The sequence below is a fragment of the Acinetobacter towneri genome, from assembly GCF_001758345.1.
Classification (GTDB): domain Bacteria; phylum Pseudomonadota; class Gammaproteobacteria; order Pseudomonadales; family Moraxellaceae; genus Acinetobacter; species Acinetobacter towneri_A.
The window spans coordinates 1-13,698 of sequence record NZ_MKQS01000011.1 but is presented as its reverse complement, the minus strand read 5'-3'; the positions used below and the strand labels follow the sequence as shown (position 1 = coordinate 13,698).

11 protein-coding genes, 2 tRNA genes and 3 rRNA genes are annotated in these 13,698 nt (G+C 40.6%); 5 read left to right on the top strand and 11 right to left on the bottom strand.

The genetic code is table 11. The annotated features are described in order from the left end of the window. Positions 1–176: 176 nt before the first annotated feature. The 4 genes from BJN41_RS15540 to accC all read left to right on the top strand — a co-directional run bounded on the left by BJN41_RS15540 (position 177) and on the right by accC (position 3,560). On the top strand, positions 177–317 hold the full coding sequence (locus BJN41_RS15540; RefSeq protein WP_019836990.1) for a hypothetical protein: 141 nt from the start codon (positions 177–179) through the stop codon (positions 315–317). Between the two features lie 963 nt (positions 318–1,280). After that, positions 1,281–1,736, top strand: a complete 456-nt coding sequence (gene aroQ / locus BJN41_RS07100) for a type II 3-dehydroquinate dehydratase (RefSeq protein ID WP_070154210.1) — start codon at positions 1,281–1,283, stop codon at positions 1,734–1,736. Positions 1,737–1,752: 16 nt separating this feature from the next. Continuing rightward, positions 1,753–2,175, top strand: a complete 423-nt coding sequence (gene accB / locus BJN41_RS07095) for an acetyl-CoA carboxylase biotin carboxyl carrier protein (RefSeq protein WP_070154208.1) — start codon at positions 1,753–1,755, stop codon at positions 2,173–2,175. 17 nt (positions 2,176–2,192) lie between these two features. After that, positions 2,193–3,560 (top strand): acetyl-CoA carboxylase biotin carboxylase subunit, encoded by a 1,368-nt coding sequence (gene accC / locus BJN41_RS07090; protein ID WP_019836987.1) that lies wholly within the window; start codon positions 2,193–2,195, stop codon positions 3,558–3,560. A 206-nt stretch (positions 3,561–3,766) separates the two neighbouring features. Here the strand turns inward: accC and BJN41_RS07085 are convergent, their stop codons facing one another. The 6 genes from BJN41_RS07085 to BJN41_RS07060 all read right to left on the bottom strand — a co-directional run bounded on the left by BJN41_RS07085 (position 3,767) and on the right by BJN41_RS07060 (position 8,989). Next, positions 3,767–4,528 carry an alpha/beta fold hydrolase gene (locus BJN41_RS07085; protein WP_070154206.1) on the bottom strand — a complete coding sequence of 254 codons (762 nt, stop codon included), beginning with the start codon at positions 4,526–4,528 and terminating at the stop codon, positions 3,767–3,769. Between the two features lie 164 nt (positions 4,529–4,692). Further along, a complete protein-coding gene (locus tag BJN41_RS07080) occupies positions 4,693–5,559 on the bottom strand; it encodes an MBL fold metallo-hydrolase (protein ID WP_070154204.1) in 867 nt (288 codons plus the stop codon). A 1-nt stretch (position 5,560) separates the two neighbouring features. Further along, the gene (locus BJN41_RS07075; RefSeq protein ID WP_070154202.1) at positions 5,561–5,977 is read right to left on the bottom strand and encodes a DUF6691 family protein; all 417 of its coding nucleotides are present in this window, start codon (positions 5,975–5,977) and stop codon (positions 5,561–5,563) included. After that, positions 5,978–6,394, bottom strand: coding sequence for a YeeE/YedE family protein (locus tag BJN41_RS07070; protein ID WP_019836983.1), 417 nt, complete (start codon positions 6,392–6,394; stop codon positions 5,978–5,980). Positions 6,395–6,809: 415 nt separating this feature from the next. Next, complete coding sequence (ybaK, locus tag BJN41_RS07065) at positions 6,810–7,277, bottom strand: Cys-tRNA(Pro) deacylase (protein ID WP_019836982.1); 468 nt, start codon at positions 7,275–7,277, stop codon at positions 6,810–6,812. Positions 7,278–7,396: 119 nt separating this feature from the next. Next, positions 7,397–8,989, bottom strand: coding sequence for a Na/Pi cotransporter family protein (locus BJN41_RS07060; RefSeq protein ID WP_019836981.1), 1,593 nt, complete (start codon positions 8,987–8,989; stop codon positions 7,397–7,399). 328 nt (positions 8,990–9,317) lie between these two features. On the opposite strand from BJN41_RS07060, the gene BJN41_RS07055 reads away from it, so the two are divergent. Then, the gene (locus BJN41_RS07055) at positions 9,318–9,869 is read left to right on the top strand and encodes a lytic transglycosylase domain-containing protein (protein ID WP_019836980.1); all 552 of its coding nucleotides are present in this window, start codon (positions 9,318–9,320) and stop codon (positions 9,867–9,869) included. A gap of 163 nt (positions 9,870–10,032) precedes the next feature. Here BJN41_RS07055 and rrf read toward each other — a convergent pair. From rrf to BJN41_RS07030, 5 genes are all read right to left on the bottom strand, one after another. After that, positions 10,033–10,147 (bottom strand): 5S ribosomal RNA (gene rrf / locus BJN41_RS07050). A gap of 54 nt (positions 10,148–10,201) precedes the next feature. Further along, positions 10,202–12,879, bottom strand: a 23S ribosomal RNA gene (locus BJN41_RS07045). 377 nt (positions 12,880–13,256) lie between these two features. Then, positions 13,257–13,332, bottom strand: a tRNA-Ala gene (locus BJN41_RS07040). A 70-nt stretch (positions 13,333–13,402) separates the two neighbouring features. Then, positions 13,403–13,479, bottom strand: a tRNA-Ile gene (locus BJN41_RS07035). A gap of 158 nt (positions 13,480–13,637) precedes the next feature. Continuing rightward, positions 13,638–13,698, bottom strand: a 16S ribosomal RNA gene (locus BJN41_RS07030); the annotation flags it as partial.

Here is a 13,698-nt window from a genome sequence, read left to right as displayed (position 1 = left end):
TAACAGCGACTCCAGAATATGCGACAACATTATAAAGTGATTTAGATGAATTGATAATGCTATAAATACAGTTTTACTGAGTTTGAGCAAAGTTACCTAATTAATATACAAAAATACAATATACCATTATGTAAAGTATTGCCTTCAGGTTGTAATCTGCGTGATGGTGAAACAACATGAAATATACCGCACTCTTTGCGGCGCATGAACTGCACACGCCGTTGATGGCGATTAAAACGCATCTGCAACGGAGTCAATTGATATTGAATCAAAACACATCTACCCAAGATACAGCCGAGAAACAACAGACTGACTAAGCTTTTGCGAGCGTTAATAGCAATTCAGGCGAGTTTCAGAACAAGATCACATAACTTTTGCCAATACCGAACATAGGGTTCAACTTTACAATAACGATATTTTTAAGAGGTTTTTTGAAATAAAAGGTCAATGCGTTCTAAAATTTTATCCATGATGTAAATGCTGCGGGCTATTGAGCAGAAGAACATTGGCTAGAAAAAATAGCTGAAACTTTCATCACCTTTTTTGTTCAATTCCACTTCATATTTTTAAATGAGGTAGATATCCGTGCAGATCGTGCTAATGCTAGGTCTTGTGATCAACTTACAACTTAATTGAAGCGTTTATAAAACCAACTGCGCCACACTCAAAATCTAATACACAGCGCAAGTACCCATGACAGCCTAAAATATAGATAAATACATCAATCAAAATATTCAACTTAAACTTATGTTTTATTTAAATAAAGTCAGATTTTTAAAATATCTTGTTGTTGCTATAAGCTTTCTATCGAATCCATTTCCGCTTGAACGATGATTATAAAACATATCAACTGATCTACTGCGGTTTATGTGGTCATCAACTTTGCATGAACTGAAAAAAATGGAGAAAGTATTTTTTATAAACKACAATGAAATATCATGCTATAAAGAAATGTGAAATTGATGTTGATTATTTGCTGGCTTTGGCATTCCGAATCAAACCTCTTTAAGTTAGTCGCTTGCTCAGTCGTTACAGAAAACAAATGAATAGATTTGGTCAGTTGTTTTAGAATATAAATATTAGCAAAAAAAACTAAAAATGTAATTTTTTAACATTGCGAATTCCCTGCAAAGTTTTCATTATAGAGCCTCATTTTGGCACACGCTTTCTACGTCAAATTAAACAAATTACAAAAAAAATGTGGAATTTTATGCCATAATTAGCAAACTTTGCAGACATCTTGCAAAGTATTATTGCAATTATTTATTGGAGCAAGCGGAATGAGTTCGACCATTTTGGTTATTCATGGACCGAATCTAAATTTGCTAGGAAAGCGTGAACCCGAAGTTTATGGTTACCTCACTCTTGAGGATATAAATCAACAGCTCATTTCTCAAGCACAAAAAGCATCAATTTCTATAGATACTTTCCAAAGTAATTGGGAAGGCGCAATTGTAGACCGAATTCATCAAGCCGCGTTAGATGGCACACAATATATCATTATTAACCCTGCTGCATTGACACATACCTCTGTTGCGGTACGTGACGCTTTGTTAGGGGTCGCTATTCCATTTATTGAAGTCCATTTGTCGAATGTGCATGCACGTGAGGCGTTTAGACATCATTCATATTTATCAGACAAAGCCGTTGGTGTAATTTGCGGCTTAGGTGCAAAAGGCTATGCCGCAGCACTCGACTTTGTTCTTGAAAAAATTCAATCTACTACACAATCTTAAACTAGGGATACTGTCCATGGATATTCGTAAAATCAAGAAACTCATCGATTTGATGATTGAATCTGACTTACAAGCGATTGAAGTTAAAGAAGGCGATCAGTCGATTGCATTAACTCGTCGAAATCCAGTAGTGGCGGCAGCAGTTCCTGCAATGCCTACACCTTCTGCAGAAGTACCATCTGCACCTAAATCTTCACCACGTGGTGCAGTTGAAACTTCTCCAATGGTTGGCGTGTTCTATGCAGCACCAAGCCCAGGTGAAGCACCATTCATTAAAGTGGGTCAAACTGTTTCTGCTGGTGAAACGCTTGGTATTATCGAAGCAATGAAAATCATGAACCCAATTGAAGCAACTCAAAGTGGCGTGATTGAAGAAATTCTAGTTAAAAATGGCGAAGTGATTCAATTTGGTCAACCACTCTTCCGTTACCGCGCTTAAGACCTCGGGGATTCACAATGTTGCAAAAAGTTTTAATTGCAAACCGTGGTGAGATTGCCCTGCGCATCACCCGAGCTTGCAAAACTTTAGGGATCAAAACCGTGGGTATCTATTCAGATGCCGATAAAGACCTGATGCACTTACGCTTTTGTGATGAAGCTGTATGTATTGGTCCGGGTGCGAGCAGCGAAAGTTACCTAAATATTCCTGCAATTATTACTGCAGCAGAAATTACAGGTGCAGATGCCATTCACCCTGGTTATGGTTTCCTTGCTGAAAATGCCGAATTTGCTGAAATTGTAGAAAGTTCGGGTTTCATTTTCATTGGTCCACGCCCTGAGCATATTCGCTTAATGGGTAACAAAGTTTCTGCAATTACTGCAATGCGTAAAGCTGGCGTACCGACTGTACCAGGTTCAGCACATGCCGTTACACCACACAATGCTTTAGCTGAAGCCAAAGAAATTGGTTTCCCGCTCATTGTAAAAGCTGCGGCTGGTGGTGGTGGTCGTGGTATGCGTATTGTAGAACGCGTAGACACCTTGCTTGAATCTGTTCAGGCGGCTCAACGTGATGCAGAAATGTGGTTTGGTGATGACACGGTCTATATGGAACGTTTTTTACAAAAGCCACGCCACGTAGAAGTACAAGTATTGGCTGATGGTAACGGTCACGCGATTCACCTTTATGACCGCGACTGTTCTTTACAACGCCGTCACCAAAAAGTACTTGAAGAAGCGCCAGCGCCTAACTTACCAGAGCAAGCACGTGCCGATATTTTAGAAGCGTGTGTTAATGCATGTAAGTTAATGCAATACCGTGGTGCAGGTACTTTCGAATTCTTATTTGAAGATGATGAATACTTCTTCATTGAAATGAATACACGTGTTCAAGTTGAGCACCCTGTAACTGAAATGGTGACAGGTATTGATATCATTGAACAACAATTGCGTATTGCTGCAGGTCTAGGTTTAGACATTGAGCAAGATCAGGTTGAAATTCGTGGTCACGCAATCGAATGTCGTATTAACGCAGAAGACCCTATCACTTTCTTACCTTCACCGGGTAAAATTGAACACTTCTATGCCCCAGGTGGTGCAGGTGTTCGTGTAGATTCACACATCTACCAAGGTTATAGCATTCCGCCGTATTACGACTCAATGATTGCTAAACTGATTGTACATGGTAAAGATCGTGAAACCAGTATTGCGCGCATGCGTCAAGCCTTGGATGAAACCATCTTAACAGGAATTAAAACCAATATTCCTTTACACAAGGACTTGATTCTGCAAGATAAAAACTTCTGCAAACAAGCGATGGATATTCACTATCTTGAAAAGCATTTGCTGAAGCAACTTGCTGGCAATGAAGAAGAAAAAGCATAAGCAATTTAAGTTTGCTCATGTTTAAAATGAAGAGCTGATGATTCAACATCAGCTCTTTTTTATTGCTCAAGATAAAAGCTAAACCATTAATCTATGCAAATTAGTCCGAATAAAAACCAATACTCCAAATGTAGTATTGGCTTAAAAATTGAATTAAAAATAGGGATCACTTTAGATCATTGAGTACTACAAACTGTGCGACAAGATTAATCTAAAAACTCAGTCATTAATACCAAAACTTCTGCAGTTTTTTCAGCATGTAACCAATGCCCTGCATGCGCGACAGTTTCAACTTTTGCATGAGGAAACTGTACTTGAATGGCAGCATAATGCTCAGGCTTCTCAATATAAGGCGAATTACCACCACGAATAAATAAAGTATCGACATCACTATGCACCGTCTGCCATGACAAAATTTCTGCATAATGCTCATGTAACGCATTTAAGTTAAATAACCATCGCCCTTTGCTAAATGACTTCATTAAAAATTGTACGACCATTTCTTCTTGAAGATGCTCACGCATAATTTCCATCGCCGCTTGGCGGCCTTCAACTTGTGCGTCCTGCACAGCAAATAAAGCGGTAAAAATTTGATCGTGACGATTTTCAGGATAAGCAAAAGGACAAATGTCCAATAAAACCAATTGTTGTAAACGCTCTGCTGCTAGAGGTGCTAAAGTCATTGCAACCTTGCCCCCCATTGAATGCCCAACTACAGAAAAATGTTCAATATTCAAACTATTCAGCGTTTCTAAAACATCGTGTGCCATTACTGCATAATTCATGTCATCACGGTGTGCAGACTTACCATGATTGCGTACATCTAATTGAATTACGGTACGCTGTTCTTGAAATGCACGTGCGAGCATGCCTAAATTACTCAAACTACCAAATAAACCATGAATAAAAACCAAAGGTGGCAACGTAGATTCAGGCTGATTTTGCGTGATTTGATAATTTAACAACATAAAATAAACTCTAAACTTGAATACAAATGATTGATCTATTTAATGAGTTTTGAGTTTATAAATCAAATTTTATATGTGCCTTTTATAGATAAACCTATAATATTGCTTAGGCTATTTGTATAAGTCAAAGCAATAGTATAACAAGATGAGCTTTTCTTAAAATTTTATTTAAAGTAATTCAAAGGCAACTTCAAATAACGAATGCCGTTGGCCTCAGGTTGTGGAAACTTACCTGCATCCATATTGATTTGAATAGATGGCAAAATCAATTTAGGCATCGTTAAAGTGGCATCACGCTGGGTTCGCATCTCAATGAATTCAGCTTTGCTTACCCCTGTATGAATGTGAATATTCTGCTCTTTTTGAGTTTTGAGCAGTGTTTCATGTTCATATTGTTCACGTGATTCTGGTAAATAGTCATGGCATAAAAACACACGCGTTTCTTCAGGCAACTCATATAATGTTTGCACAGAATCAAACAATTGCCCTGCACTGCCTTTCGGGAAATCACAACGTGCCGTACCAAAATCAGGCATAAACAAGGTATCACCTACAAATACAGCATCACCGATCACATAGCTTAAACAAGCAGGCGTATGTCCTGGTGTAGGGATGTTATAGGCTTGTAATTCACCAATTGTAAAAGCTTCATGATCTGCAAACAGATAATCAAACGATTGATGTGAATTGAAATATTTAATATCCAAGTTATAGATGGCACTAAATGTTTCTTGCACAATCGAGATTTTATGGCTCATGGCAATTTTACCACCCAACTGCTCTTTTAAATATTGAGAAGCTGTCAGGTGGTCGGCATGCACATGCGTTTCTAAAATCCATTCAACCGTTAATTTATTATTATGGATGTAAGCAATGATTTCATCCGCATGAGTAGTTGTAGTTGTCGCAGATGCAGGATCATAATCCAACACGCTGTCAATGATGGCACATTGGCGTGTCACAGGATCACTCACCACATAACTGAATGTATTGGTATTTTCATCAAAAAAATGCTGAATCTCTGCGTGCATCTTATGCTCCTGCAACCTTACGATGAATGAGAATCCCCACCAACATCGCAACAATAAAATAGATTGCTTGATAATAACCTAAACCAATCAAGGTCAGACTTGGCGCAGGACAAATTCCTGCAATCCCCCAACCGATACCAAAAATAAAACTACCAGTGATCAATTTAGAATCAATTTGAGTTTGTTTAGGCAAATCAATTGGTTCATTTAGAATGGTTTTTGGTTCAGCTTTACGTATAACTCGTTGAAATGGAATAAATGCAACCGCAATTGCACCCACAATTACAAACGCCAGACTTGCATCCCATGTACCGAAAAGATCGAGAAAGTTTAGAACTTTTTCAGGATTCGACATACCAGAAAGAATCAATCCAACTGAAAAAATACCACCAAAAATAAAGGCTAAGAAATTTTTCATTTAAAATGCACCTGTGATGTGTCGGATAACATAAACGGTAATAAAGCCAGCTAACATAAAGGTACCTGTTGCTGCAATTGAGCGCTTAGATAAACGACTCATGCCACATATACCATGACCACTTGTACAACCCGAGCCTAAACGAGTACCGAAACCCACCAATAATCCTGCCACAATCATCATCAATGGGCTTGCATTCAATTCAACTTTAGGTAGAGCCACAATGCCGTAGAAAAAAGGCACAATGAAAATACCTAACACAAACCACAATGCAGGCGTTTTGAATAGCGTGTGCGGATTTAATACTTGTGCCAATAAACCACTAATGCCTGCGATACGACCATGAACATATAAGTAACCCACGACGGCAAGACCAAGTAATCCACCACCGATTAATGCCAGCAGATAATCATGCATGTTTAACACCCAAACAATATATTTTTTTATAATATATTATTATAAATATTATTCAACTATATCTATTGTAATTTTTTTAATTTTCTCATCTGATATATTGTATTTTAAATTTGCGTGAGTTAGGGCAAATCAATATACAGCAACAACAAAAGTTAATTTTATTAGATTCATTTATAAGCAAGCACAGTAAGTTCTTTTTTGTGTCAACGAATTACACGCTTAGCGGCTTCTAACACGATGCGCTTGTTTGCTGGATTCAGCATCTACAATCGCAATGAGTAGAGCTGGATACGCTGGACGAGCTTATTTATTGCTTAGAGATCAGATTAAATTTTTTAGTTGTTAACTGCCAGGTGCGGAACAAAATAAGTATCTTTATGCTTTCTTTGGCTCCCCACAATATAATTTCAATTTATTATACATCTACGATATCGACAAAACTGGCATTTAAAACTTTTGCCAAATCGCTTGGCGCTAAACCAATATCCAATCCACGCTTCCCTCCACTCACATACATAGTTGTAAGCTGTTGAGCGGATCTATCAATCACCGTTTTCAGTTGTTTCTTCTGCCCGATTGGACTTATGCCTCCCACCAAATAACCTGTCAAACGTTCAGCATCTTTAGGATCAGCCATGTGTACTTTTTTACACAGAAAAGCAGCCGCAACTTTTTTTAGATTTAATTGGTGATGGACAGGTAATATCGCGACAAAGAAATGTTTATCATCATGGATCAATAACGTTTTAAATACTTCTTTGACATCTAAGCCTAGCTTTTCTGCAGCTTCCAAACCAAAACTTTTAGCATTATGATCATGTTCATATTCATGTGTAGAAAATTGAATTTTCTTGGCTTTTAAAAGTTTAGTTGCTGGTGTCATGTAAAAAAATATTGAAAAAAACGATGCCAAAATTATACACTTGATTAAGATTAAAAGTGAATTTACTTAGGCTATTTCTTGGATTTTAAAGCAACCTTCAAAACAAAAGCCCAAAATAATTAACTTGATTTACGTGAATTCTCGACCAACACGTTGGCTAAGCGCTGTGCATGCGCAATCACGCGATCCAACCAACGCTGCGCTGCTAACAATTCTAAACCTGTCGCAGCATTGAGTTGATTCACAGCAGTATACTGCAACACTTTTTCACGGTTTTCGGCACGTTGATCTTCTGTCCATTTTTTCAAATTAGACAGTTCAGTATGTAGACTTAGTACGTGTTTATACACATCAAAATCATCCACTTCTTTTAAATGTTCATCGAGAATTTGCACAAAATCTAAACCAACTTGGTAAATTGCGGGTTGGGTGCGTATCTCCTTAGCCAACGTAATATTTTCCAAATCACTTCGTAAAACACGTAAATAAACCATCAAACGAAGCATCGCCATTAAACGCTGTTGATCGGCCTCATTTTCTGAAATTGACATTTCTTCCAAATAACGTTGGACTTGAATGAGTACTTCATCGAGCTGCAATAAACGTACTTTTGATGGCAATCTTCCCTCTTGGATAGCCAGTTTCAGCATCACTAAAACGTCATACAAACTATGGTAAATCACTTTTGAAGCAGCATGAATAGCCAAGGCTGGCACAGATAAACTTGCTTGATCGAGATAACATAAAACCGATTGAGTTTGATCTGGGATGATTTTAATAATCAGTTTTTCAAACTGACGGATAAATGGCAAAATAATCAAAGTACCGCAAATACTGAATGCTGTATGGAATGCAGCAACAATCACCACATTGTCCCAGGTTGCCATAAGACGTTGATTCTGAGTCAATTCAAGAAATAGCGGTTTTAAAATAATAAAAGCAAAAATGGCTGAAATGATATTAAAAAACACATGAACTGCAGAAGTACGTTTGGCATTCGCAGTTGAACCAATCGCAGCAATAATTGCTGTTGCTACCGTACCAACATTCTGTCCAATCACTAAACCTAAGGCTTGTTGCAAATCAATCGCACCACTTGCCAATGCTGCTAAGGTCGCGGTAATTGCAGCACTTGAAGATTGCAACAGAATAGTCATGATAATACCGACCAAAACCAAACTGAGTTGCGCAATCAGAGATCGACTTGAAAATACGGATAAATCGACACGTTCTGCAAAACCTGACATAGCAACTTGCAACATATCAATACCAAGAAAAATCAGGCTAAAACCTGCCAGTGTCATTCCAAATAGTGCAACTCGCCCCTGACTAAATAATTTGAGCATTGCACCCAAACCCAGCAAAGGTAATGCAAAACTGGTAATGGAAAATTTAACACCTAAAAATGCCACCATCCACCCCGTACTGGTTGTGCCAATATTCGCACCAATAATGACACCAATTGCTTGGGCAAAAGTAAGAATCCCTGCACTTACAAAACCGATCGTGGCTAAAGTCGTTGCTGTAGAAGACTGTACAATTAAGGTTAAACCAATGCCTGAAAGCACAGCTTTGATGGGTGAGCCTGTAAATTTAGACAACCAGACACGCAGCGTTTCGCCTGCCATTTTTTTCAGACTGTCTGTCATCATGGTCATACCAATCAAAAATAGACCAATACCACCACATAATTGTACTAAGACGTCTAGCACACTTTCTCCCTATGCAATCCGCAATTTCTAGGTACTGAAAAGCAGATATTGTACGTACTCTTAATTAATCTTAGAATTGCAGTTTATTTCTTCTTTTCCAAAAGTTTATATAAATAAAAAACTTGTCATCAATTTGACACATTATTAAAATCCCAGGTTATATCCGACACCATTGGTTTATCCAATCGCCCTATAAAAACAAAATTATATCGCTGAATTATGCCACCAGTATACAATTCAAATCTTCAGATAACTTGACTGAGTCAAGCGCTCGTATCAAAATCAGCATATATGCACATACGCTAGAATGAATAGACATAGTTTTAATATGATTTTTAATGCCTTTAGAAAATACTCATCTATAAAAATATTCAGTATTGGTTGTACTGTTTTAACGCTAGCAGCTTGCTCTCCACTGGGCGGTGGCTCTCTTGCAAAACGTTCAGCTAAACTTTCTACAGGGATTCAAAAGGCCTATGCTGTGCATCCTGATACAGCTAATCGTGTAGCACCAATCATTGTACAAAGTGCTAAACAACATAATGTTGACCCTCTGCTTGTTGCTGCAGTTATTAGACAAGAATCGAACTATCATGGTTATGCTGTTTCACCTTCAGGCGCAGTTGGATTTACACAAATTATTCCACGTTATTGGCAGCAGACTTGTCCTGGCGATTTATTCCACGAACATACCAATATCAACTGTGGTACATATATTTTAAATCATTATAAAAATCAGTCTGGTAAATGGCCTAAAGCTTTAGCCTATTACAATGTAGGGCCTACTGGCTACAATAATAATAGAAAAATGAAAAAACAAGGTAAACGCTATGCGAAACAAGTCAAACACCACCAAAAAAATTTAAAAGATGCACTTTAATGTTGACTTGTCAGATTAATATAGTAGCCAATTCGAGTTGAGTTAAAATCATCCTCAGATGGTTTTATTTTGCCTTCTTTTTTAATATTTCCCTTTCTTTTTCTACTTTTCTTTCCCACATAAAAAAACACCCTCAACGTTAGTTGAGGGTGTTTGAATAATGAGCTGGCGATGACTTACTCTCACATGGGTAACCCCACACTACCATCAGCGCGAAGAGGTTTCACTTCTGAGTTCGGGAAGGGATCAGGTGGTTCACTCTTGCTATTGTCGCCAGCACAACTGTTATGGACTTGTTCGGGTCTTAGTTACAWCAACTGTTTGGGTGTTGTATAGTCAAGCCTCACGAGCAATTAGTATTGGTCAGCTTCACATATCGCTATGCTTCCACATCCAACCTATCAACGTCGTAGTCTTCAACGGCTCTTTAGGAGGCATAAAGCCTCGGGGAAATCTTATCTTGAGGTAGGCTTCCCGCTTAGATGCTTTCAGCGGTTATCCCTTCCGAACATAGCTACCCGGCGATGCGACTGGCGTCACAACCGGTACACCAGAGGTTCGTCCACTCTGGTCCTCTCGTACTAGGAGCAGATCCTCTCAAATTTCCAGCGCCCACGGTAGATAGGGACCGAACTGTCTCACGACGTTCTAAACCCAGCTCGCGTACCTCTTTAAATGGCGAACAGCCATACCCTTGGGACCTGCTTCAGCCCCAGGATGAGATGAGCCGACATCGAGGTGCCAAACACCGCCGTCGATATGAACTCTTGGGCGGTATCAGCCTGTTATCCCCAGAGTACCTTTTATCCGTTGAGCGATGGCCCTTCCATACAGAACCACCGGATCACTAAGACCTACTTTCGTACCTGCTCGACTTGTGGGTCTCGCAGTTAAGCGCGCTTTTGCCTTTATACTCTACGCGTGATTTCCGACCACGCTGAGCGCACCTTCGTACTCCTCCGTTACTCTTTAGGAGGAGACCGCCCCAGTCAAACTACCCACCAGACATGGTCCTCGTCCCGGATAACGGGACAGAGTTAGAACCTCAACATTACCAGGGTGGTATTTCAAGGACGGCTCCACTCGGACTAGCGTCCAAGTTTCAAAGCCTCCCACCTATCCTACACAAGTAAGGTCAAAGTTCAATGTCAAGCTGCAGTAAAGGTTCACGGGGTCTTTCCGTCTAGCCGCGGGTACACCGCATCTTCACGGCGAATTCGATTTCACTGAGCCTCTGCTGGAGACAGCGCCGCCATCATTATGCCATTCGTGCAGGTCGGAACTTACCCGACAAGGAATTTCGCTACCTTAGGACCGTTATAGTTACGGCCGCCGTTTACTGGGGCTTCGATCAAGAGCTTCGCTTACGCTAACCCCATCAATTAACCTTCCAGCACCGGGCAGGCATCACACCCTATACGTCCACTTTCGTGTTTGCAGAGTGCTATGTTTTTAATAAACAGTTGCAGCGGCCTGGTTTCTGAGGCTGTCAACCGCTCAGGGAGCAAGTCCCATCACCGTCAACAGCGTACCTTCTCCCGAAGTTACGGTACCATTTTGCCTAGTTCCTTCAGCAGAGTTCTCTCAAGCGCTTTGGTCTACTCGACCTGACCACCTGTGTCGGTTTCGGGTACGATTCCAGTGTAACTGAAGCTTAGAGACTTTTCCTGGAAGCAGGGTATCAGCCACTTCACTGTACAAGTACAGCTTGCTATCAGATCTCAGCATAGAGCACCCCGGATTTGCCTAAGATGCATGCCTACTTCCTTTCACCTGGACTACCAACGCCAGGCTGACTTAACCTTCTCCGTCCTCTCATCGCATTACACTGAAGTATTGGAATATTAACCAATTTCCCATCGACTACGCCTCTCGGCCTCGCCTTAGGGGTCGACTCACCCAGCCCCGATTAACGTTGGACTGGAACCCTTGGTCTTTCAGCGAACGGGTTTTTCACCCGTTTTGTCGTTACTCACGTCAGCATTCGCACTTCTGATACCTCCAGCATACTTCTCAATACACCTTCTTCGGCTTACAGAACGCTCCCCTACCACGCATAATAAATTATGCATCCGCAGCTTCGGCACATAGTTTTAGCCCCGTTACATCTTCCGCGCAGGCCGACTCGACTAGTGAGCTATTACGCTTTCTTTAAAGGGTGGCTGCTTCTAAGCCAACCTCCTAGCTGTCTATGCCTTCCCACATCGTTTCCCACTTAACTATGATTTTGGGGCCTTAGCTGGCGGTCTGGATTGTTTTCCTCTTGACTACGGACGTTAGCACCCGCAGTCTGTCTCCCGGATAGTACTCATTGGTATTCGGAGTTTGCATCGGTTTGGTAAGTCGGGATGACCCCCTAGCCGAAACAGTGCTCTACCCCCAATGGTATTCGTCCGAGGCGCTACCTAAATAGCTTTCGGGGAGAACCAGCTATCACCGAGTTTGATTAGCCTTTCACCCCTATCCACAAGTCATCCCCTGGCTTTTCAACGACAGTGGGTTCGGTCCTCCAGTTAGTGTTACCCAACCTTCAAGTTCTTTTCGCCTTTCCCTCACGGTACTGGTTCACTATCGGTCAGTCAGGAGTATTTAGCCTTGGAGGATGGTCCCCCCATATTCAGACAAGGTTTCACGTGCCTCGCCCTACTCGTCATCATTATGTGTGCCCTTTCGTGTACAGGACTATCACCCACTATGGTTGCACTTCCCAGAGCATTCCACTAAAACACACATAACTTAATGGGCTTTTCCCCTTTCGCTCGCCGCTACTGAGGGAATCTCAATTGATTTCTTTTCCTAAGGGTACTGAGATGTTTCACTTCCCCTCGTTCGCCTTGCAACACTATGTATTCATGTTGCAATACCTACCTTAAGGTAGGTGGGTTCCCCCATTCAGATATCTCCGGATCAAAGGATATTTGCCGCCTCCCCGGAGCTTTTCGCAGGCTATCACGTCTTTCTTCGCCTCTGACTGCCAAGGCATCCACCACATGCACTTAATTACTTGACTATACAACCCCAAACAGTCGACGTTACCTACAAGTTAGTAACTTCAACATTTCAGTTTAGAGCACTGTGCACTTAAGCACCGTACAGCTTCAATCTAAATTCATATACCAAAACGCTTGATTCAGTTAATTTGCTAGTGCTCATTTCAATTCGTAATTAAATCGTAACACCAAAGCATTACTGTCAATCCTATATGAAATGAGTTGAACAATTTATTTCAGACTCAATTTTTGCCAATCTGTTAATGATTCACTGCATCCTCGTCGGACTGCAGTCAACTGTGATAAATCACAGAACTTAATAAACCACCAAATTTATTCATTCGATCTTTTATTAAGTTCTGCAATCTTTAGCTTATACCCGCACTTAATAAGTACGTGGTGGAGACTAGGAGAGTCGAACTCCTGACCTCCTGCGTGCAAAGCAGGCGCTCTACCAACTAAGCTAAGTCCCCAGCTTATCATCTGTGATTCGATGTATCTTCAATTCCTGTAACTTGATTGATTCAATCTAGGTCAAAGTCATGGTGGGTCTGACAAGACTTGAACTTGTGACCCCACGCTTATCAAGCGTGTGCTCTAACCAACTGAGCTACAGACCCTGAGAAAAATCAAAGCATCACTTTGTATTTTTCGCAAGACAAACGCAGTGCGTAGTATCTGCTACTCAATCCAATTCGAAAACCTCGAATTATCTTTTAAGACACATCGTCATGAAGAACAACTTGTTGTGGATTCTTACCAATCGTCAATCTTTCGTTAAGGAGGTGATCCAGCCGCAGGTTCCCCTACGGCTACCTTGTTACGACTTCACCCCAGTC